This window comes from Streptomyces sp. NPDC002176 (assembly GCF_044903645.1).
Taxonomy (GTDB): domain Bacteria; phylum Actinomycetota; class Actinomycetes; order Streptomycetales; family Streptomycetaceae; genus Streptomyces.
Map to the genome: position 1 here is coordinate 1,782,449 of NZ_JBJDQW010000001.1, position 20,032 is coordinate 1,802,480.

At 71.3% G+C, this 20,032-nt stretch carries 18 protein-coding genes; 7 read left to right on the forward strand and 11 right to left on the reverse strand.

Annotated elements, in window-relative coordinates; translation table 11 throughout:
- The first annotated feature begins 221 nt into the window (after positions 1-221).
- On the forward strand, positions 222-1,445 hold the full coding sequence (locus tag ACI2LY_RS07995; protein WP_404706395.1) for a trypsin-like serine peptidase: 1,224 nt from the start codon (positions 222-224) through the stop codon (positions 1,443-1,445).
- 78 nt (positions 1,446-1,523) lie between these two features.
- Here the strand turns inward: ACI2LY_RS07995 and hflX are convergent, their stop codons facing one another.
- From hflX to miaA, 6 genes are all read right to left on the reverse strand, one after another.
- Entirely contained in the window at positions 1,524-3,017 is a 1,494-nt protein-coding gene (gene hflX, locus ACI2LY_RS08000; RefSeq protein ID WP_393911942.1) for a GTPase HflX, read from the reverse strand.
- Between the two features lie 191 nt (positions 3,018-3,208).
- The gene (locus ACI2LY_RS08005) at positions 3,209-4,717 is read right to left on the reverse strand and encodes a M1 family metallopeptidase (RefSeq protein WP_404706396.1); all 1,509 of its coding nucleotides are present in this window, start codon (positions 4,715-4,717) and stop codon (positions 3,209-3,211) included.
- 108 nt (positions 4,718-4,825) lie between these two features.
- A complete protein-coding gene (locus ACI2LY_RS08010) occupies positions 4,826-6,958 on the reverse strand; it encodes a RelA/SpoT family protein (protein WP_404706397.1) in 2,133 nt (710 codons plus the stop codon).
- Between the two features lie 284 nt (positions 6,959-7,242).
- Positions 7,243-8,124, reverse strand: a complete 882-nt coding sequence (gene dapF, locus ACI2LY_RS08015) for a diaminopimelate epimerase (RefSeq protein ID WP_404706398.1) — start codon at positions 8,122-8,124, stop codon at positions 7,243-7,245.
- Between the two features lie 52 nt (positions 8,125-8,176).
- Entirely contained in the window at positions 8,177-8,677 is a 501-nt protein-coding gene (locus ACI2LY_RS08020; RefSeq protein WP_404706499.1) for a hypothetical protein, read from the reverse strand.
- 107 nt (positions 8,678-8,784) lie between these two features.
- The gene (gene miaA, locus ACI2LY_RS08025) at positions 8,785-9,723 is read right to left on the reverse strand and encodes a tRNA (adenosine(37)-N6)-dimethylallyltransferase MiaA (protein ID WP_404706399.1); all 939 of its coding nucleotides are present in this window, start codon (positions 9,721-9,723) and stop codon (positions 8,785-8,787) included.
- Positions 9,724-9,904: 181 nt separating this feature from the next.
- Between miaA and ACI2LY_RS08030 the strand changes: the two genes are divergently transcribed.
- Entirely contained in the window at positions 9,905-10,171 is a 267-nt protein-coding gene (locus ACI2LY_RS08030) for an antitoxin (RefSeq protein ID WP_404706400.1), read from the forward strand.
- On the opposite strand, the gene ACI2LY_RS08035 is transcribed toward ACI2LY_RS08030, so the two are convergent.
- From ACI2LY_RS08035 to ACI2LY_RS08045, 3 genes are all read right to left on the reverse strand, one after another.
- Positions 10,168-10,869, reverse strand: a complete 702-nt coding sequence (locus ACI2LY_RS08035; protein ID WP_404706401.1) for a class III extradiol dioxygenase subunit B-like domain-containing protein — start codon at positions 10,867-10,869, stop codon at positions 10,168-10,170. The two genes, ACI2LY_RS08030 and ACI2LY_RS08035, sit on opposite strands and share 4 nt — an antisense overlap.
- A gap of 70 nt (positions 10,870-10,939) precedes the next feature.
- Entirely contained in the window at positions 10,940-12,466 is a 1,527-nt protein-coding gene (gene miaB / locus ACI2LY_RS08040) for a tRNA (N6-isopentenyl adenosine(37)-C2)-methylthiotransferase MiaB (RefSeq protein ID WP_404706402.1), read from the reverse strand.
- Positions 12,467-12,544: 78 nt separating this feature from the next.
- The gene (locus ACI2LY_RS08045; protein ID WP_404706403.1) at positions 12,545-12,949 is read right to left on the reverse strand and encodes a MazG nucleotide pyrophosphohydrolase domain-containing protein; all 405 of its coding nucleotides are present in this window, start codon (positions 12,947-12,949) and stop codon (positions 12,545-12,547) included.
- 121 nt (positions 12,950-13,070) lie between these two features.
- Between ACI2LY_RS08045 and ACI2LY_RS08050 the strand changes: the two genes are divergently transcribed.
- Entirely contained in the window at positions 13,071-14,087 is a 1,017-nt protein-coding gene (locus ACI2LY_RS08050) for a TAXI family TRAP transporter solute-binding subunit (protein ID WP_389006092.1), read from the forward strand.
- Here the strand turns inward: ACI2LY_RS08050 and ACI2LY_RS08055 are convergent.
- Together ACI2LY_RS08055 and ACI2LY_RS08060 are read right to left on the reverse strand one after the other, a co-directional pair.
- Complete coding sequence (locus ACI2LY_RS08055; protein ID WP_404706404.1) at positions 14,066-15,499, reverse strand: ATP-binding protein; 1,434 nt, start codon at positions 15,497-15,499, stop codon at positions 14,066-14,068. The genes ACI2LY_RS08050 and ACI2LY_RS08055 overlap by 22 nt on opposite strands.
- A 9-nt stretch (positions 15,500-15,508) precedes the next feature.
- Positions 15,509-16,198 carry a response regulator transcription factor gene (locus tag ACI2LY_RS08060; protein ID WP_404706405.1) on the reverse strand — a complete coding sequence of 230 codons (690 nt, stop codon included), beginning with the start codon at positions 16,196-16,198 and terminating at the stop codon, positions 15,509-15,511.
- 291 nt (positions 16,199-16,489) lie between these two features.
- Here ACI2LY_RS08060 and ACI2LY_RS08065 point away from each other — a divergent pair, with 291 nt between their 5' ends.
- The 4 genes from ACI2LY_RS08065 to ACI2LY_RS08080 all read left to right on the forward strand — a co-directional run bounded on the left by ACI2LY_RS08065 (position 16,490) and on the right by ACI2LY_RS08080 (position 19,923).
- A complete protein-coding gene (locus ACI2LY_RS08065; RefSeq protein ID WP_161191257.1) occupies positions 16,490-17,266 on the forward strand; it encodes an amino acid ABC transporter ATP-binding protein in 777 nt (258 codons plus the stop codon).
- Between the two features lie 140 nt (positions 17,267-17,406).
- The gene (locus tag ACI2LY_RS08070; RefSeq protein WP_404706406.1) at positions 17,407-18,240 is read left to right on the forward strand and encodes a glutamate ABC transporter substrate-binding protein; all 834 of its coding nucleotides are present in this window, start codon (positions 17,407-17,409) and stop codon (positions 18,238-18,240) included.
- A gap of 130 nt (positions 18,241-18,370) precedes the next feature.
- Entirely contained in the window at positions 18,371-19,036 is a 666-nt protein-coding gene (locus tag ACI2LY_RS08075) for an amino acid ABC transporter permease (protein ID WP_404706407.1), read from the forward strand.
- Positions 19,033-19,923, forward strand: a complete 891-nt coding sequence (locus tag ACI2LY_RS08080) for an amino acid ABC transporter permease (protein ID WP_404706408.1) — start codon at positions 19,033-19,035, stop codon at positions 19,921-19,923. The genes ACI2LY_RS08075 and ACI2LY_RS08080 overlap by 4 nt, the downstream gene beginning before the upstream one ends.
- Positions 19,924-20,032 lie beyond the last annotated feature (109 nt).

Here is a 20,032-nt window from a genome sequence, read left to right on the forward strand (position 1 = left end):
CCCACGGCTACCAACCGCCGACGGGGCGCCTGGTTACGGGTTGCCTCAAGATCCTTGCCGTGACGTAACCGTTGCGGTTCCGTCAGATGGCCCGTACGGCGAGCGCATAGTGTGTGGTCCCGTTCCCGGATGGCCGGGGAACCGGTCCCGATTCGACGCGAGTTGGGCACCGGTGCCGGGCCGAAGCGCCAAGTTCCGTCACAGCAGGGAGAGTCACCACCATGCGATCCATACGGCCGTCGTCCACCGCTCGCCGAGGAAGGGGTGCGCCCCGCGGAACCTCCCGCGTGCTGGCGGCCGTCGCCCTCGCCTCCGCGCTGGCGCTGACCGCCACCGCGTGCGACGGGGACGGTGCCGACAACGCGGGCGGCGGCTCGTCCGCCGGCGCGCGGGGCTCGGACGGGAAGGTCCGGGTCCCGCAGGACCTCCAGGACAAGCTCCGTCAGCACGGCATCGACATGGACAAGTGGAAGAACGGCGCCTGGAAGAACTGGGACCGGGACGACTGGCTGCGCGAGGCCAACGACTTCATCAACCCGATCATCAGCGGTCTGTGGGACAAGGACCGGATGCAAGGCGCCGACGACCCGGCCAAGCGGGTCGGCGCCGACGACCTCTCCGGCGACCAGGGCGTGACGGACCCCGAGCCGCAGCCGGTGCAGGCCAAGGCGGTCCGCCCGCCGTACCACACCAACGCGGCCACCTCGGGCAAGGTCTTCTTCGACTCTCCCAAGGGCACCATGGTCTGCTCGGCCACGGTCGTCGAGGACCCGGCGCACCCGGGCAAGTCCAACCTGATCTGGACGGCCGGTCACTGCGTGCACGCGGGCAAGAACGGCGGCTGGTACCGCAACATCGCCTTCGCCCCGTCGTACAACAACGAGAGCCTGTCCTCCTCGGAGATGGAGGGCGCCTCCCGCGAGAAGGTCGCTCCGTACGGTGTCTGGTGGGCGGACGCCGCCAAGACCTCGCAGCAGTGGATCGACGGGGGCGGCGAGACGGGCGGCAACGGTGCCTCGTACGACTTCGCGGTGATCCATGTGACGCCGGAGCAGGGCAACGGGGGCAAGTCGCTGGAGGAGACGGTCGGCGGCGCGCTGCCGGTGGACTTCGCCGCGCCCGCCGCGACCGAGGTGAGCACGGTCACCGCGAGCGGCTACCCGGCGGCGAAGCCGTACAACGGCCAGCTGCTGTACCAGTGCCAGGACAAGCCGGGACGGCTGTCGATCGCCAAGGCGGACCCGACGATGTACCGCATCGGCTGCACCATGACCGGCGGCTCCTCCGGCGGTGGCTGGGTGGAGCAGGGCGCGAACGGCGAGCCCACGCTGGTCTCCAACACCTCGATCGGCCCCGCCTCCTCGGGCTGGCTGGCCGGTCCCCGGCTCGGTGCGGTGGCCAAGGGCGTGTACGACTCGGTGAGCGCGAAGTTCGCGGACAAGTAGACCCCGCACACCTACGACGAAGGCCCGCCGCCCCTCGAAGGGACGGCGGGCCTTCTCGTGCTCCGGTGGAACCGCCGGTCAGGCGGTCGCGGCCGGGGTGTACGGGGCCAGGTCGGCCGCCAGCTCCGCGTGCACCCGGACCTTGATCAGGGTGCCCTCGGCGGTGTGCTCCTCGGAGAGCACCTCGCCCTCGGTGTGGGCGCGGGCGACCAGCTTGCCCTGCGTGTACGGCACGAGCGCCTCGATCTCGACCGAGGGGCGGGGCAGCTCCTCGTCGATCAGGGCGAGCAGCTCCTCCAGGCCCAGGCCGGTGCGTGCCGAGACGGCGATGGACCGCTTCTCGACCCGCAGCAGCCGCTGGAGGACCAGGGGGTCGGCCGCGTCCGCCTTGTTGATCACGACGATCTCGGGCACGTCGGTCGCGCCGACCTCCCGGATCACCTCGCGCACGGCGGCGAGCTGCTCCTCCGGGACGGGGTGCGATCCGTCCACCACGTGCAGGATGAGGTCGGAGTCGCCGACCTCCTCCATGGTGGAGCGGAACGCCTCGACCAGGTGGTGCGGCAGGTGCCGGACGAACCCGACGGTGTCGGCCAGCGTGTACAGCCGGCCGCTCGGGGTCTCCGCGCGGCGGACGGTGGGGTCGAGGGTGGCGAACAGGGCGTTCTCCACCAGGACCCCCGCGCCCGTGAGGCGGTTGAGCAGGGAGGACTTGCCCGCGTTGGTGTAACCGGCGATGGCGACGGAGGGCACCTTGTTGCGGCGGCGCTCCTGGCGCTTGATCTCGCGGCCGGTCTTCATCTCCGCGATCTCCCGGCGCATCTTCGCCATCTTCTCGCGGATACGGCGCCGGTCCGTCTCGATCTTGGTCTCACCGGGACCACGTGTGGCCAGGCCACCGCGGCCGCCACCCATCTGCCGGGACAGCGACTGACCCCAGCCGCGCAGCCTCGGCAGCATGTACTGCATCTGCGCGAGCGCGACCTGCGCCTTGCCCTCACGGGACTTGGCGTGCTGGGCGAAGATGTCGAGGATCAGGGCCGTACGGTCGATGACCTTGACCTTGACGACGTCCTCGAGCTGGATCAGCTGGCCGGGGCTCAGCTCACCGTCGCAGATCACCGTGTCCGCGCCGGTCTCCAGCACCACGTCGCGCAGCTCCAGGGCCTTGCCGGAGCCGATGTAGGTGGCCGCGTCGGGCTTGTCGCGGCGCTGGATCACGCCGTCGAGCACCATGGCGCCCGCCGTCTCCGCGAGGGCGGCCAGCTCCGCGAGGGAGTTGTCCGCGTCCCGCGCGGTGCCGGTGGTCCACACTCCGACGAGTACGACCCGCTCCAGGCGGAGCTGGCGGTACTCGACCTCGGTGACGTCCTCCAGCTCGGTGGACAGCCCCGCCACACGGCGCAGGGCCGCGCGCTCGGAGCGGTCGAACTGGTCGCCGTCACGCTCGCCGTCGAGGTCGTGCTTCCAGGCGACGTCCTCTTCCATCAGGGCATCGGCCCGAAGACCTTCGGGGTGGGCGTGCGCGAGGCGCTTGGCGTCCTGTGAAGGGGAAGAAGAGGAGGAGGTCATTGGTTCCTTACGTCGAGGGGAGGACCGGTCCGGCGGTCGTGCGACCCGGAGGTCGGCAAGGGACCGGTGTGTTCGTCAGGGACAACGCGCGCGTGCCCCGGGAGATTCCCGTGCGCCGCGCCGCGCCGACCGGAAGATGGTCGCACGGCGCCGAGCACCGCGTCATCGGGTTATCGCCCGGGCACCGGGGGTCAGCTCTTCTTGGCCGAGCCCGCGGGCGCGGGCGGCGGGACCTGCTTCCAGTCCGGGTGGCCGGGCATGGGCGGGGTCTTCTCGCCGTACAGCCAGTCCTGGAAGAAGCCGGTCAGGTCGCGGCCGCCGATCGCGGAGGCGAGGCGGACGAAGTCGGCGGTGCCGACGCTGGTGTCCCGGTTCTCCTGGACCCACACCTTCTCCAGCCGTTCGAAGGCGTCCTTGCCGATCTCCTGGCGCAGGGCGAAGAGCACCAGGGCGGCGCCGTCGTAGATGTTGGGGCGGAAGATGCCGATCTTCTGGCCGGGGGCGGGCGGCTTGGGCTTCGCGGGCGGTCCACCGGCGGTACGCCAGCGGTCGGAGGCTCCGTAGGCGGCCTTCATGCGGTCCTGGAGGGGGTGGTCGCCCTTCTCCTCCGCGTAGAGGGCCTCGTACCAGGTGGCGTGTCCCTCGTTCAGCCAGACGTCGGACCAGGTGCGGGGGCTGACGCTGTCGCCGAACCACTGGTGGGACAGCTCGTGGACCATGACCGACTCGATGTACCACTTGGGGTAGGCGGGCTCGGTGAAGATGTCCTTCTCGAACAGCGACAGGGTCTGCGTCTCCAGCTCGAACCCGGTGCTGGCCTGCGCCATCAACACACCGTAGGTCTCGAACGGGTACGGGCCGATCTTGCTCTCCATCCAGGAGATCTGGTCCGGCGTCTTGGCGAGCCAGGGCTCCAGCTCCTTCTTGTCGGCGGCGGGCACCACGTCCCGCAGCGGCAGCCCGTGCGGGCCCGCGCGGTGCACGACGGCGGAGTGGCCGATGGACACCTGGGCGAGTTCGGTGGCCATGGGGTGCTGGGAGCGATAGCTCCAGGTGGTGGAGCCGCCCGCCTTGACGGTGCCAGTCGGCAGCCCGTTGGCGACGGCGGTGTAGCCGTTCGGGGCGGTGACGTGGAAGGTGAACATCGCCTTGTCGGACGGATGGTCGTTGCACGGGAAGACCAGGTGGGCGGCGTCGGCCTGGTTGGCCATGGCGAGCCCGTCGCTGGTCTGCACCCAGCCGCCGTCCTGGTCGTCGGCGGGGCGGGGGTCGCTGGTGTGCCGCACGGTGATCCGGGTCAGGCTGCCGAGCGGCAGCGCGTGGTCCGGGGTGACGACGAGGTCCTCGCCCGCGCTGGTGAAGGCGGCCTTGCGACCGTCGACCTCGACGGACTCGACGGTGTTGTGCGCGAAGTCGAGGTTGATCCGCCGCAGGGAGCTGGTGAGCCGGGCGTCGATGGTGGTGACGGCCTCGAGCGGCTTGTCGTTGCTGCCGGGGTAGCGGAAGGCGAGGTCGTACGCGGCCACGTCGTAGCCGGGGTTGCCCAGCTCCGGGAAGATCCGGTCGCCGACGCCCAGCGGTTCGGCGGGGGCTCCGGCGGCGACGAGACAGACCGTGACGGCCGAGGCGAGCAGGGCCGCCTTGGGACGCCGGAGGAACCGGGGTGCGGGGTGCGGGCGCGTGGGGCGAATGAGCAGCATGCCCCACCGCTACCAGCGCGTCACCGTCCGGTGGTGACGGCGCGCGACGGGCCCACCCGATCGAGTCGGTCCCGGGCGGCGGTCCGGCGTCGCGTCGCGGGCCGACGGTCAGGCGGCGGGCGCCTGGACCCGGCTCACGTCGTACACGCCCGGCACGTCGCGCATCGCGCGCATCAGGGCGGGCAGTTCGGCGGCGTCGGGGAGCTGGAGGGTGTAGGTGTGGCGGACCCGCTGCTGGTTGGGGGACTCCACGGTGGCGGAGACGATCTCGGCGCCCTCCAGCGCGATCGCCTCGGTGAGGTCGGCGAGCAGATGGGGACGACTGAACGATTCGGCGACCAGGGTGACCCGGCACGCGGCGGTGTCCCCCCAGCGCACGGCGATCTCCGCGCGCCCCCCGTTCTTCATCTCGTCAACCATGGAGCACTCCACCCGGTGCACGGTCACCGCTCCCCCGCGCACGGCGAAGCCCACGATGTCGTCGGGGGGCACCGGGGTACAGCAGCCGCCGAGGCGTACCGGGCCGCCGGGCTCGTCCAGCAGGACGTCGGCGCCCCGGGGACGCGCGGCGGGGGCGCTGCTGGTCGGGCGGGTCCCACCGGGGCCCTCGGTGGTGGTGGTGTCGGAGGGGCGGGCGTCGGCGCCGGGGTGGGCCGCCAGCCAGCGCTGGATGGCGATGCGCGCGGCCGGGGTGTGGGCGTGCTCCAGCCATTCGCGGGAGGGTTCGGAGGCCGGGTCCTGGCCCATGAGCAGCTGGACGGTGTCGCCGTCGCGCAGGACGGTGCCGAGAGCGGCCAGGCGGCCGTTGACGCGGGCGCCGATGCAGGCGTGGGCGTCCTCCCCGTACTGGGCGTAGGCGGCGTCCACGCAGGTGGCGCCCTCGGGCAGGCCCAGGGTGCCGCCGTCGGGCCGGACCACGGTGATCTCCCGGTCCTGGGCGAGGTCGTCGCGCAGGGTGGACCAGAAGGTGTCGGGGTCGGGGGCGCCGCGCTGCCAGTCGAGCAGGCGGGAGAGCCAGCCGGGGCGGGTGGGGTCCGCGCGTTCACCGTCGAGACCGGCGGTCTGCTCCTCGGCGGGCGGGGTGTACGGGTTGCCGAGGGCGATCACGCCCGCCTCGGCGGCCTGGTGCATGCGGTGGGTGCGGATGAGTACTTCGACGACCTGGCCGTCCGGGCGGGCCACGGCGGTGTGCAGCGACTGGTAGAGGTTGAACTTCGGTACGGCGATGAAGTCCTTGAACTCCGAGACGACCGGCGTGAGGCAGGTGTGCAGCTCGCCGAGGACGGCGTAGCAGTCCGCGTCGTCGTTCACGAGCACCAGCAGGCGGCCGAAGTCGGTGCCGCGCAGCGGGCCGCGTTTGCGGGAGACGCGGTGGACGGAGACGGAGTGGCGGGGCCGGATGAGTACTTCGGCCGGGATGTCGGCCTCGCGCAGCACGGCGCGCACCTCGTCGGCGACCTCGGCGAGCGGGTCCTCACCGGCGGCGTTCTGGGCGATGAGTTCGCTGGTGCGGGCGTACTCCTCGGGGAGGAGGATGGCGAAGACGAGGTCCTCCAGCTCGGTCTTCAGGGCCTGCACACCGAGGCGTTCGGCGAGCGGGATGAGGACGTCGTGGGTGACCTTGGCGATCCGCGCCTGTTTCTCGGGGCGCATCACGCCGAGGGTGCGCATGTTGTGCAGCCGGTCGGCGAGCTTGATCGACATCACGCGTACGTCGTTGCCGGTGGCGACGAGCATCTTGCGGAAGGTCTCCGGCTCGGCGGCGGCGCCGTAGTCGACCTTCTCCAGCTTGGTGACGCCGTCGACGAGATAGCGGACCTCCTCCCCGAACTCCTTGCCGACCTGGTCGAGGGTGACCTCGGTGTCCTCGACGGTGTCGTGCAGGAGGGAGGCGGTCAGGGTGGTGGTCTCGGCGCCCAGTTCGGCGAGGATCAGGGTCACGGCGAGGGGGTGGGTGATGTACGGCTCGCCGCTCTTGCGCATCTGGCCGCGGTGGGAGGATTCGGCCAGGAGATAGGCGCGGCGCAGGGGGTCGAGGTCGGCGTCGGGGTGGTGGGCGCGGTGGGCCTCGGCTACGTGCCCGATGGCGTCGGGCAGCTTGCTCCGGACGGCAGGGCCGAGCAGCGCGGCCCGGCCGAGCCTGCGCAGGTCGATCCGCGGCCGGGACTTCCTGCGGGCCACCGTGGGGGCCGCGGGCGCGACCGGGCCTGGGGTCGCAGGGTTCGTGGCCTCCGCACTCATGGGCACCTCCGGCTCGTGGACCGGCGGACGGGGCCCGAGGGGCATACGCGGCTCAGGGTTGGCGACGTTCCCCCGTCCGTGCCGGTGCTTGATGCTATCGAGCCCATCACGTGCGACCGACCGCCTCTCGGCGAGCGTGAAACGGATCACCCATTCGAGCGACGGCTTGGAGGTTTAGAGTTTGCGCCACGTGCCCTCCCGTCGGCCGCGGTTTCGAACGGCCTCGCTGTCACAGAACGGCTGGTCCCCGGCGTCCGGGGCCACCGGGGTGCGGTCCGTCCAGGTCAGCGGGCCGCCTTTTCCAGCCACTCGCCGTCGATCTCGCCCTTGGCGACGATCACGGCGGGGCCCGTCATCTCGATCTCACCGTCCGGACGCTCGGTGATGACCAGCCGCCCGCCGGGCACGTCCACGACGTACGTCGCCGGGGTGCCGGTGACGGCCGGGTCGGCGCCGTCGCGCCGGGCGGCGGCCACCGCGACGGCGCACGCGCCGGTGCCGCACGAGCGGGTCTCGCCGGAACCGCGCTCGTGCACGCGCAGGGCGACGTGGCCGGGGGCCCGGTCGACGACGAACTCCACGTTGACGCCGTCCGGGTACGCGCCCTCCGGGCCGACCGGCGGCGCGGTGTAGAGGTCACCGGCGTGGGCGAGGTCGTCCACGAAGGCGACGGCGTGCGGGTTGCCCATGTTCACGTTCCGCGCGGGCCAGCTCCGCTCCCCGACGCGGACCGTGACCTCGCCCTCGGGCAGGCGGGCCCGGCCCATGCCGACGGTGACGTCTCCGAGACCGGAATCGTCCTTGGCGATGTGGACCCGCTTCACGCCTCCGCGGGTGGCGATGGTGAGGTCACCTTCGCCCACATGTCCGGCGTGCTGGAGGTAGCGCGCGAACACACGCACTCCGTTGCCGCACATCTCGGCGACCGAGCCGTCCCCGTTGCGGTAGTCCATGAACCACTCGGCTTCACCGGCCATGTCCCGGGCCTCGGGATGCGCGGCGGAGCGCACCACGTGCAGCACCCCGTCGCCGCCGATACCGGCCCGGCGGTCGCAGAGCGCGGCGACGGCGGCGGGCGTCAGGTCCAGGGCGTTCTCGGGGTCGGGCACGATCACGAAGTCGTTCTCGGTGCCGTGCCCCTTGAGGAATGCGATCCGCGTGCTCATCCCTCGATCGTACGGGGTGAGCCGGACACCCTCAGAAGGCAGCCGGGCGGCGCTAGCGCAGGCGGGCGACCCGCCATACGGCGAGCACGACGACGACAGCCACGAGCAGGGCGTAGGTGAGCGCGACACGCCAGTCGGTCCGGCGGCCGGAGCCGCGCGGGGGCAGGCCCGGCCAGGTGTAGCCGACGCGACGGGCGGCCATCATGCCCCAGCCCGCGGCGCAGGAGCAGATCAGCAGGCCCAGCATGGCGATGACCGCGCCGCTGTCGCCGAAGTCGAAGGCGAGCGGGAAGGCGAACATCAGCGAGCCGAGCGCGGCCAGGCCCACGATGGGCGCCAGCTGCCAGATGCGCAGCCGCCGCTGGGGGCGCAGTTCGACCTCGACCTCGGGGCCGCCCGCGAACATCTCCTCGGGCGTCGGTCCGTCGGCGGTGACCACGACGGGGATGTCGTCCGGTCCGTCGTCGGTCAGGCGGTCCTCGACGCCGGGATCGTCACTGTCGGTGGTGACGTGCTCGGTGCCTGCTGCGGTGTCACGAGGGCTGGCCTCCATCGCCACGCGCCCTCCCAACTAGGACTTCACTGGTCGATCGAAGCTCGATGATGGCACGGCGCCGGAGGCCGGGTTGACCCGTGGCGCATCCCGATGCCAGGACGTGATCAGGCTGTGACCGGTCGTTCGACCAATGTCAACGCACGCCCCGGGAGTTCCGCGCGGTCGGCCACAGCCCCGCTGAGCCAGTGCACCCTGGGGTCGCGCCGGAACCAGGTGTCCTGGCGGCGCGCGAAGCGCTTGGTGGAGCGCACGGTCTCCGCGCGCGCCTCGTCCTCGGAGCACTCCCCGGCGAGCGCGGTGAGCACCTGCTGGTAGCCGAGCGCCCGCGACGCGGTACGGCCCTCGCGCAGCCCCTGGGCCTCCAGCGCGCGCACCTCGTCCACCAGCCCGGCCTCCCACATGCGGTCGACGCGGCGCGCGATGCGCTCGTCCAGCTCGGGGCGGGCCACGTCGACACCGATCTGGAGGGTGTCGTAGACCGAGTCGTGGCCGGGGAGGTTGGCGGTGAAGGGGCGCCCGGTGATCTCGATGACCTCCAGGGCGCGGACGATGCGGCGCCCGTTGCTGGGCAGGATGGCGCGGGCGGCGTCGGGGTCGGCGGCGGCCAGGCGGGCGTGCAGGGCGCCGGGGCCGCGCAGGGCCAGCTCGTCCTCCAGGCGGGCCCGGACCTCGGGGTCGGTGCCGGGGAACTCCAGGTTGTCTACGGCGCCGCGTACGTACAGTCCGGAGCCGCCGACCAGGATCGGCCAGCGGCCCTCGGCGAGCAGGGCGTCGATGCGGGCGCGGGCCAGCTTCTGGTACTCGGCGACGGAGGCGGCGACGGTCACGTCCCAGATGTCCAGCAGATGGTGCGGGACACCGCCGCGTTCCTCGGGGGTGAGCTTGGCGGTGCCGATGTCCATGCCCCGGTAGAGCTGCATCGAGTCGGCGTTAATGACCTCGCCGCCGAGCTGCTGGGCCAGGAAGACGCCGAGGTCGGACTTTCCGGCGGCGGTGGGGCCGACGACGGCGATGACACGGGGGGCGGGGGATGCACTGCTCACCGCACCAGTCTCGCAAACGTTCCGGCCCCGTCGGTGGCCGACGGGTGATGCCGGGCTCGCGGATGGCAGGTGTGACGGGTGCGGTCCGGGTAAGCGCGTGGTGTGACGGCTACCGGGGAGGGGTAGCGTCCCCCACAAGTGGCGCATTCACGCGCATTCGGGTTGTTCCGGAAGGTGGATCATGGGTCTGTTCGACAATCTGAAGGCCGCGATCGGCCCGGCCAAGGACAAGGTGACGGACCTGGCCCGGCAGCACGGCGACAAGGTGCAGGACGGCATCGACAAGGCCGCGCACGTGGTCGACGAGCGGACCAAGGGCAAGTACACCGACAAGATCCACGCCGGTACGGACAAGGCGAAGGAGGCGGTGGACCGCCTCGGCCAGGAGGGCCGCAAGCCCGGCGAGGGCGGCCCGCAGACCCCGCCGAAGACTCCGCCGACGAGCTAGCTCCAGGTGGCTACGAAGTAGCCCACGCCGTACGGCGCCTCGTCGTACAGCAGCGTGCCGTCGAGGCCCGCGCCCTCGGCCGCCGCGGCGAGGACCTGCCAGGGGGCGCGGCCGGACGCCTGGAGTTCGCGGGCGAGCCCGGCGTCGAGTGCTGCGAGGGCCGCCAGGTCGGCGGTGCCCAGGGCGCGGGCGGCCTCGGCGTCGAAGGGGGCCGCGCGGTCGTCGAGGTAGCCGGGTGCCTTGAGTGTGCGGCAGGCGCTGCCGTCGCCCATGACCAGCAGGGCGACCCGTTCGTTGCCGCCGCCCAGTTCCGCGCCGAGTCGGGCGCACTGGTCGGCGGGGAGCGCCGTGTCCACGGCCACACCCTCGACCGGTACGTCCGCCCAGTCGCTCCGCTCCAGCAGCCAGGCGGCGACGGCCAGGGAAGCGGGCAGCTCCGGGCCGGGCGCGGTCCCCCGGCCGAGCGTCACGTCGAGTTCGACGCCGAAGCCCCGGAAGGACCCCGGCGAGCCCTGCGGGTGGCGCCCGCCGTGCTCGGCCGGGCCGATGACCATCAGACGGTCGGGGCGGGCGGCGGCGAGGACGCCGAGCGCGTCCGCGCAGGCGGTTCGGGCGGCGTCCAGTTCGGGCGCGGCGCCCGAGGCGACCTCGGGGACGAGCAAGGGGGGACAGGGGCAGACGGCGACCGCGACAAGCATGATCGGCAGCGTAACCCGCCTCACCGGCGGCCCGGGCACGCCGTGGGCCACCGGTGAGGCTCGGGGCGTTCTAGTCGCAGCCGCAGCCGGTCGTGGCGGCGGGCAGGGGCGCGGGGACGCCGATCTTCGGCAGGCCGAGCATGACACCGGCCTTCTCGACGGCCTCGGCGGCGTTGCGCTTCTCCCAGGCGTCGCCCGCGCGCGTGCGGCGCACGGCGAGGACGGGGCCCTCGGCGAGCAGGTGGTGCGGGGCGGCGTAGGTGACCTCGACGGTGACCACGTCGCCGGGCCGCACCTCCTCGTCCGGCTTGGTGAAGTGGACCAGGCGGTTGTCGGGGGCGCGGCCGGAGAGGCGGTGGGTGGCACCGTCCTTGCGGCCCTCGCCCTCGGCGACCATCAGGTCCAGGGTGCGGCCGACCTGCTTCTTGTTCTCCTCCCAGGAGATCTCGTCCTGGAGGGCGACGAGGCGCTCGTAGCGGGCCTGCACGACCTCCTTGGGGATCTGGTCGTCCATGGTCGCGGCCGGGGTGCCGGGGCGCTTGGAGTACTGGAAGGTGAACGCCTGGGCGAACCGGGCCTCACGGACCACGTGCATGGTCTGCTCGAAGTCCTCCTCGGTCTCGCCGGGGAAGCCCACGATGATGTCGGTGGTGATCGCCGCGTGCGGGATGGCGGCGCGGACCTTCTCGATGATGCCGAGGTAGCGCTCCTGCCGGTAGGAGCGGCGCATCGCCTTCAGGACGGTGTCCGAGCCGGACTGGAGCGGCATGTGCAGCTGCGGCATCGCGTTCGGCGTCTCGGCCATGGCGGCGATCACGTCGTCGGTGAAGTCGCGCGGGTGCGGCGAGGTGAAGCGGACGCGCTCCAGGCCCTCGATCTTCCCGCAGGCCCGCAGCAGCTTGCTGAACGCCTCGCGGTCGCCGATGTCGGAGCCGTAGGCGTTGACGTTCTGCCCGAGCAGGGTGATCTCGCTGACGCCCTCCGCGACCAGCGCCTCGATCTCGGCGAGGATGTCGCCGGTCCTGCGGTCCTTCTCCTTGCCGCGCAGCGCCGGGACGATGCAGAAGGTGCAGGTGTTGTTGCAGCCGACGGAGATCGAGACCCAGGCCGCGTACGCGCTCTCGCGCCGGGTCGGCAGGGTGGAGGGGAACGCCTCCAGCGACTCGGCGATCTCGACCTGCGCCTCTTCCTGGACGCGGGCGCGCTCCAGCAGCACGGGCAGCTTGCCGATGTTGTGCGTGCCGAAGACGACGTCCACCCAGGGCGCCCGCTTCACGATGGTGTCGCGGTCCTTCTGCGCGAGGCAGCCGCCGACCGCGATCTGCATACCGGGGCGGGACGCCTTCCGGGGCGCGAGACGGCCGAGGTTGCCGTAGAGACGGTTGTCGGCGTTCTCCCGGACCGCGCAGGTGTTGAACACGACCACATCGGCATCGCCGTCCGACCCCTCGGGCGCCCGTACATACCCGGCGTCCTCGAGCAGCCCGGACAATCGCTCGGAGTCGTGGACGTTCATCTGGCACCCGTAGGTGCGCACCTCGTACGTCTTGGCTGCTCGAACGTCCACTGCCGGGCTCCGGTCGCTGCTGATGGTCATGGGTCAAGGGTAGGCGGTCCCCGGAGGCCGTCCGTCCCCGCTCCGGGCGGCCCGTGACCGAGGACACGGCAAGGCCGGTCAGTGCTCGGCGGGGGTCCAGCCCTGGCGGCGCAGGACGGCCGAGACGTCGGGGGCGCGGTAGTGGTCGCCCTTGAGCACCTTGCCGTCCTCGCGGCGGGCTATCTCGCCGTCCGGGCCGACCTTGCTCATGTTGGCGCGGTGGATCTCGGCGATCACCTCGTCGAGGTCGATGCCGTGGACCAGCGCGGTGCCGTAGGCCACGTAGACCACGTCCGCCAGTTCCTGCGCGAGGTGGTCGAGCGGGCCGGTGACCGACACCTCGGCCACTTCGGCGGCTTCCTCCGCGAGCAGTTCCCCCCGGTGTGCGGCCAGTTCGGCACCGATCTCGGTGGGTATCGTGCGGGCGTCGAGACCGAAGGCGCGGTGGAACTCGCTGACGAGGCGGGCGGGAGAATTGCTCATGCGGCGACTCTAACGGCCGCCTCTGACACCCCCGCCGGTTGTCCACAGGCGACCGGAGCCCCGGCCGTCCGGTTGTCCACAGCCCTGGTCGCACCGCTTCCGGCCTGGCAGGATCGCCCGCATGTCCAAGGTGTTCCCGTTCGCCGAGATCTCCGCCCGGTTGCCCAACCGGCGCCGCGTGCTGTGGGCGTCGGGCGCGGGAGTCGTGGTGCTCGGCCTGCTGCTGTGGTGGCTGGCGCCGCTCGGTGAGAAGCCGCCGAGCGGGACGATCGTGTTCAGCACGGGCGGCACCCGCGGGGTGTACGAGGAGTACGGCCGCCGTCTGCGCAACGAGTTGGCGAAGGACATGCCCGGTCTGACGGTGAAGCTGACCAGCAGCGCCGGTTCGCAGGAGAACGTGCAGCGGGTGGCGGCCGGGAAGGCGGACTTCACCATCGCGGCGGCCGACGCGGTGCAGACGTACGAGCAGGCGCACCCGGCCGAGCACCGGCTGCGCGGGGTGGCCCGGCTCTACGACGACTATGTGCAGCTCATCGTGGCGCCCGGCTCCACGATCGACAGCGTCGCCGACCTCCGTGACAAGCGGGTGGCCACGGGCCTGCCGAACTCCGGTGTGCGGCTGATAGCCAACGGCGTGCTGAAGGCCGCCGGGATCGATCCGGAGAAGGACGTCGTCCCGGTGTCCGCGGGGATCGACACCGGTCCGGACATGCTGGCGAACCACGACATCGACGCGTTCTTCTGGTCCGGCGGCCTGCCCACCGGCGGGCTCACGGAGCTGGCGGACAAGTCGGGGTTCCGGTTCATACCGATAGAGGGGAAGCTCGTCTCCGAGTTGCACGCCGAGGGAGAGGCGGCGCGCTACTACCGGCCCACCAACATGCCCGAATCCGCGTATCCGCGGGTGCAGCACGGCTCCACGGTGGCCACCATCGCGGTGTCCAACCTGCTGATGACCCGCGCCGACCTGGACCCGAGGCTCACGGAGTGGATAACCCGCATCGTGATCAAGAGCCGGGACGAGATAGGCAAGCATGTGCACTCCGCGCAGCGCGTGGATCTGCGCACCGCCATCTACACCGACCCGCTCCCCCTGCACACCGGGGCCCGGCGCTACTACCGGTCGGTCAAGCCCTGACGCGGGTCGGGCGCGGGAGCCTGCCGGGGCAGGGTGACCGTGACGCGCAGTCCCTCGGGCTCGTGGTGGCCGTAGGCGATCGAGCAGTCCGTCGCGGCGAGCAGGGCGCGGGTGATGGACAGGCCCAGCCCTGAGCCCTTGATGTTCTGGTGGCGTCCGCTGCGCCAGAACCGGTCGCCCACGCGCTCGAGTTCGTCGTCGGTCAGACCCGGCCCGGTGTCGGTGACCTGGACGGTGGTGGTGTCACCGCGGGAGAAGACGCCGACCTCGACCGTGCCGTGCTCGGGGGTGAATTTGACGGCGTTGTCGATGACCGCGTCCAGCGCGCTGGACAGGTAGATGGCGTCGGCCCAGGCGGTCGTGGGCGGGCAGTCGCCCACCAGGCGCACGCCCTTGGCGTCGGCGGTCGGCGTCCAGGCGGCGACCCGCTCCGCCGCGAGCGCGCCGATGTCGGTCAGCCGGGCCTCGGTCTCGGCGTGCTCGGCCAGCGCCAGGTCGAGCAGGTCGTCCAGCACCTGGGCCAGCCGCTTGCCCTCGGTGCGCACCGAGGCGATCTCCGCGTTGCCCTCGGGCAGTTCGAGGGAGAGCAGTTCGATCCGGAGCAACAGTGCCGAGAGGGGGTTGCGCAATTGATGGGAAGCGTCCGCGACAAAGGCCCGCTGCTGCTCCAGCACGTCCTCGACGTTGTCCGCCATCTCGTTGAACGACCGTGCCAGCCGCCGGAGTTCGGGTGGCCCGACGCCCACCGCGACGCGGGACTTCAGGCGTCCGGTGGCGATGTCGTGGGTGGTGGCGTCCAGGATGCGGACCGGCCGCAGCACCCAGCCGGTCAGCCGGAGGGCCGCGCCCACCGCGAGCAGCATCGCGGTGATCTCACCGGCCGCGATCAGCGCCCAGCCGCGCAGGACGCGCCACCGCATCTGCTCGGTGGGCGAGTCGGTGACGACGACCGCGACCACGTCCCCGTCCCGGATCACGGGCGAGGCGACCACGAGCCGGGACCGCTGCCAGGGCCACACCTGGCCGGGGTCGTGGCTGCGACGGCTGAGCAGCGCCTCCTCGAAGGCCGCCCGGACCACCCCCTCCTGCGGTACGAGCCAGTCGCCGGGGGCGTTGACCATGGCGGAGCGGTCGCTGTAGAAGACACCGGCACGAATGCCGTAGACGTCGTGGTAGCTCTCCAGCTCGCGGTAGAGAGTCTCCAGGCGCTCGTCCGGGGCGGTGGAACGGCCGCCGCTCGGGGTGTCGGTGACGAACTGGGCGAGCGCGGCGAAGCGCGCGGTGTCGTCTATCCGGTCCACGATGACGCGCTGCTGCTCGGCGGCGGCCACGCTGACGGCGAGCGGCACACCGAGCGCGAGGAGCACGGCCGCCATCAGGACGATGAGCAGCGGCAGCAGCCGAGTGCGCACCCGGCCCCGCTATCCGGCCGGGGCGACGAGCCGGTAGCCGACCCCGCGCACGGTCTCGATCAGCGCGGGCATGCGCAGCTTGGCGCGCAGCGACGCCACATGCACCTCCAGCGTGCGCCCGGTCCCTTCCCAACTGGTGCGCCACACCTCGCTGATGATCTGTTCCCGCCGGAAGACGACACCGGGCCGCTGGGCGAGCAGCGCGAGCAGGTCGAACTCCTTGCGGGTCAGCGGGACGGTGGCCCCGGCCACGCTGACCTGCCGGGTGGGCAGTTCGATGCGCACGGTGCCGACCAGCAGGGCGGTGCTGTCGTCGCCGGTCACGGCGTCCTCGGGGACGGTGCGGCGGCTGACGGCGTGTATTCGGGCGAGGAGTTCGCCGGTGTCGTACGGCTTCACCACGTAGTCGTCGGCGCCCAGGTTGAGCCCGTGGATGCGGGAGCGGATGTCGGAGCGGGCGGTGACCATGATGACCGGGGTGCCGGTGCGCTTGCGGATCTTGCCGCAGACCTCGTAGCCGTCCTGGTCGGGCAGGCCGAGGTCGAGCAGGATCACGCCGAAGCCGGGGCCCTCGGGGACGAGCGCCTGGAGGGCCTCCTCGCCGCTGCGGGCGTGGGTGACGTCGAAGCCGTGCCGGGCGAGGATCGCGGAGAGGGCCGCGGCGACGTGGTTGTCGTCCTCGACGAGCAGCAGTCTCATCCCGGCCCCCTTCGGTTCAGCGGTCGTACGGTCTGGGTTCTTCTCCGGCGCGTACCGATGTGCGCGCGTGTGCACCATGCAGTGACGCCGATGAAGGACGACGCCGTCAAGAGCGTTCCGGTTGCCCGTGCCTTCCGTTATCCGGCCGATACGCGCACAGAAGGCAAGTGCTACGACACGTGTCCGATTGCTATCGGATCGTGATGCTCAGATTCACCTCAGATGTGGTGACGTCGGCCGGGGGTCGTCACTACTGTCCACCGAAACCGAGGAGGACGGAGCCCGAGAGCGATGACCGAAGTAGCGGTGGCCAAGGAAGACGTGGCCGCGTCCGACGACCTGGTCGTCCTGAAGAGCGTCAACAAGCACTTCGGCGCGTTGCATGTGCTCCAGGAGATCGACCTGACGATCGGCCGCGGTGAGGTCGTCGTGGTCATCGGGCCGTCCGGGTCCGGCAAGTCGACCCTGTGCCGCACCATCAACCGTCTGGAGACGATCGACTCCGGCAGCATCACCATCGACGGCAAGCCGCTGCCCCAGGAGGGCAAGGCGCTGGCCCGGCTGCGGGCGGACGTCGGGATGGTGTTCCAGTCCTTCAACCTCTTCGCGCACAAGACTGTGCTCGAGAACGTGATGCTGGGCCAGCTCAAGGTCCGCAGGACGGACAAGAAGAAGGCCGAGGAGCAGGCGCGCGCCCTGCTCGACCGGGTCGGCGTCGGCAGCCAGGCCGACAAGTACCCGGCGCAGTTGTCCGGCGGCCAGCAGCAGCGCGTCGCCATCGCGCGGGCGCTGGCGATGGGTCCGAAGGTGATGCTCTTCGACGAGCCCACCTCGGCCCTCGACCCCGAGATGATCAACGAGGTCCTGGAGGTCATGCAGCAGCTGGCCCGCGAGGGCATGACGATGGTCGTCGTCACCCACGAGATGGGTTTCGCCCGCTCGGCCGCGAACCGCGTGGTCTTCATGGCGGACGGCCGGATCATCGAACAGGCCGCCCCCGAGCAGTTCTTCAGCAATCCGCGCAGCGACCGGGCCAAGGACTTCCTGTCCAAGATCCTGCACCACTGAGCCGCGGACCGGGCTCCCGCACTGTCCGGGCCGGAGCCGTCCGGGTCGCCGGGCGGCCCGGCGCTGTCCGTGCGGCAGCCCGCGTCCTCGCGCTCTGTCTCGTCTTCGCTCCGTCACGCATCACGCAAAGGATGTCCACCATGAAGCTCCGCAAGGTCACCGCCGCCTCCGCCGTCGTGCTCGCCCTCGCCGTGTCCGTCACCGCCTGCGGCGGCGACAAGAAGGACGACGACGCCTCGGGCGGCAAGAAGATCAAGATCGGCATCAAGTTCGACCAGCCGGGCCTCGGTCTCCAGAAGCCGGACGGCTCCTACTCCGGCTTCGACGTGGACGTGGCCACCTACGTCGCCAAGCAGCTCGGCTACCAGCCGAACCAGATCGAGTGGGTCCAGACCAAGAGCGCCGACCGCGAGAACGCGCTCCAGCGCGGCGACGTCAAGTTCATCGCGGCCACCTACTCGATCACCGACGAGCGCAAGCAGAAGGTGGACTTCGCCGGGCCGTACCTGCTGGCCCACCAGGACCTGCTGGTGAAGAAGGACTCCGACATCACCAAGGGCACGGACCTCAACAAGAAGAAGCTGTGTTCGGTGGTCGGTTCCACCTCGGCGCAGAACGTCAAGAAGACGATCGCCCCGGACGCCAACCTTCGCCCGCTGTCCGGCTACTCGGAGTGCGTCGCCGGTCTCCAGAGCGGTGCCGTGGACGCGCTGACCACGGACGACTCGATCCTCGCGGGCTTCGCCTCGCAGGACAAGTACAAGGGCCAGTTCAAGCTCGCGGGCCTGAAGCTCAGCAACGAGAACTACGGCATCGGCGTCAAGAAGGGCGACTCCGCGACCGTGGACAAGATCAACAAGGCGCTGGAGCAGATGGTCGCCGACAAGTCGTGGGACAAGGCCGTGAAGGACAACTTCGGCCCGGCCCAGTACAAGAACGAGCCCGCCCCGAAGATCGGCGACATCGTCAAGTAGTCCCGGCACCACGACGCGAGGACCTGGCGGGCACCGCACGGTCCACGGCCCGCGCCGCCGTCCACCGCTTCCCGGACGGCGGCGCGCCCCGACCACCCCGTAGGCCACACACCCGGAAGCGCGGGAGAACGTGTTCGACTTTCTTGAAGGCTACGACGTCCTGGGGGCGTTCTGGACGACGGTGCAGCTCACCGTCTTCTCCGGCGTCGGCTCCCTCGTCTGGGGCATCCTGCTGGCCGGCATGCGGGTCAGTCCTGTCCCGCTGATGCGCGGGTTCGGCACCGCCTACGTCAACATCGTCCGGAACATCCCGCTGACGATCATCATCCTGTTCACCTCGCTCGGCCTCGCCGACATCTTCGGCGTCACCATGGGCACCGAGGACTTCAAGATCCAGGGCTTCCGGCTGGCCGTGCTCGGACTGGTCGCCTACACGGCGGCGTTCGTGTGCGAGGCCATCCGCTCCGGCATCAACACGGTGCCGCTGGGGCAGGCGGAGGCGGCCCGGGCCATCGGGCTGAGCTTCTCCCAGACGCTGCGGCTGATCGTGCTGCCGCAGGCGCTCCGCGCGGTCATCGGCCCGCTGGCCAACGTCCTGATCGCCCTGACCAAGAACACCACGGTGGCGGCCGCCATCGGCGTGGCCGAAGCCGCCACCCTGATGAAGACGATGATCGAGAACGAGGCCCAGACCGTGGCCATCGGCGCTGTCTTCGCCCTCGGCTTCGTGGTACTGACCCTGCCGACCGGCCTCTTCCTGGGCTGGCTCGGCAAGCGACTGGCGGTGAAGCGATGAGTTCCGTCCTCTACGACACGCCCGGCCCCCGCGCCCGGACGCGCAACGTCGTCCTCTCCGTCGTCTTCTTCGCCCTCCTCGGCCTGCTCCTGTGGTGGGCCGTGGCGAAGCTGGACGACAAGGGCCAGCTGGCGTGGGCGCTGTGGAAGCCCTTCACCACGGGCGAGGCATGGACCACCTACCTGCTGCCCGGCCTCGGCAACACCCTGAAGGCGGCCGCGCTGGCCATGGTCATCGCGCTGCCCCTGGGCGCGATATTCGGCATAGCCCGGCTGTCCGACCACCGCTGGGTACGCGTACCGGCGGGCGTGGTGGTGGAGTTCTTCCGCGCCATCCCGGTGCTGCTGCTGATGCTGTTCGCCGGTGAGTTCTACGTCCGCTCCACCGACATCCCCAGCGACGCGCGGCCGCTGTACGCCGTCGTCACCGGCCTGGTCCTGTACAACGCCTCGGTACTCGCCGAGATCGTCCGGGCGGGCATCCTCTCGCTGCCGAAGGGACAGACCGAGGCCGCGTACGCCATCGGTCTGCGCAAGGGCCAGACGATGGCGGGCATCCTGCTGCCGCAGGCCGTCACCGCGATGCTCCCGGCCATCGTCAGCCAGCTCGTGGTGATCGTGAAGGACACGGCGCTGGGCGGCGTCATGCTCCAGTTCACCGACCTGCTCAACGCCCGCAGCACCCTGGCGGCCAACTACGCCAACGTCATCCAGAGCTTCTTCGTGGTGGCGGTCATCTACATCGTGCTGAACTTCCTGCTCACCTCCTTCGCCTCCTGGCTGGAGGGCCGACTGCGCCGCAGCACGCGCGGCACCGGAGCGGTGCTCGGGGCCGGTGCGGTCGAGGATCTCAACTCGGGCGAGGTCGGCGGTTCGGTTCCCGTCTGACACCTGCTCAAGCGAGCCTCTGGGGGGCCGGATCGGCGTGCGCGCGCCGACCCGGCCCCCCATTGCGGTCCTGGGCTCCGTGCCCGATCCTGGTGGGGTGATCGCCACG

What these genes read in the sequence shown, in the direction of transcription:
- ACI2LY_RS07995 (WP_404706395.1), top strand. Translation starts at nt 222, where the DNA reads ATGCGATCCATACGGCCGTCGTCCACCGCTCGCCGAGGAAGGGGTGCG.
- hflX (WP_393911942.1), bottom strand. Translation starts at nt 3,017, where the DNA reads ATGACCTCCTCCTCTTCTTCCCCTTCACAGGACGCCAAGCGCCTCGCG.
- ACI2LY_RS08005 (WP_404706396.1), bottom strand. Translation starts at nt 4,717, where the DNA reads ATGCTGCTCATTCGCCCCACGCGCCCGCACCCCGCACCCCGGTTCCTC.
- ACI2LY_RS08010 (WP_404706397.1), bottom strand. Translation starts at nt 6,958, where the DNA reads ATGAGTGCGGAGGCCACGAACCCTGCGACCCCAGGCCCGGTCGCGCCC.
- dapF (WP_404706398.1), bottom strand. Translation starts at nt 8,124, where the DNA reads ATGAGCACGCGGATCGCATTCCTCAAGGGGCACGGCACCGAGAACGAC.
- ACI2LY_RS08020 (WP_404706499.1), bottom strand. Translation starts at nt 8,677, where the DNA reads ATGGAGGCCAGCCCTCGTGACACCGCAGCAGGCACCGAGCACGTCACC.
- ACI2LY_RS08030 (WP_404706400.1), top strand. Translation starts at nt 9,905, where the DNA reads ATGGGTCTGTTCGACAATCTGAAGGCCGCGATCGGCCCGGCCAAGGAC.
- ACI2LY_RS08035 (WP_404706401.1), bottom strand. Translation starts at nt 10,869, where the DNA reads ATGCTTGTCGCGGTCGCCGTCTGCCCCTGTCCCCCCTTGCTCGTCCCC.
- miaB (WP_404706402.1), bottom strand. Translation starts at nt 12,466, where the DNA reads ATGACCATCAGCAGCGACCGGAGCCCGGCAGTGGACGTTCGAGCAGCC.
- ACI2LY_RS08045 (WP_404706403.1), bottom strand. Translation starts at nt 12,949, where the DNA reads ATGAGCAATTCTCCCGCCCGCCTCGTCAGCGAGTTCCACCGCGCCTTC.
- ACI2LY_RS08050 (WP_389006092.1), top strand. Translation starts at nt 13,071, where the DNA reads ATGTCCAAGGTGTTCCCGTTCGCCGAGATCTCCGCCCGGTTGCCCAAC.
- ACI2LY_RS08060 (WP_404706405.1), bottom strand. Translation starts at nt 16,198, where the DNA reads ATGAGACTGCTGCTCGTCGAGGACGACAACCACGTCGCCGCGGCCCTC.
- ACI2LY_RS08065 (WP_161191257.1), top strand. Translation starts at nt 16,490, where the DNA reads ATGACCGAAGTAGCGGTGGCCAAGGAAGACGTGGCCGCGTCCGACGAC.
- ACI2LY_RS08070 (WP_404706406.1), top strand. Translation starts at nt 17,407, where the DNA reads ATGAAGCTCCGCAAGGTCACCGCCGCCTCCGCCGTCGTGCTCGCCCTC.
- ACI2LY_RS08080 (WP_404706408.1), top strand. Translation starts at nt 19,033, where the DNA reads ATGAGTTCCGTCCTCTACGACACGCCCGGCCCCCGCGCCCGGACGCGC.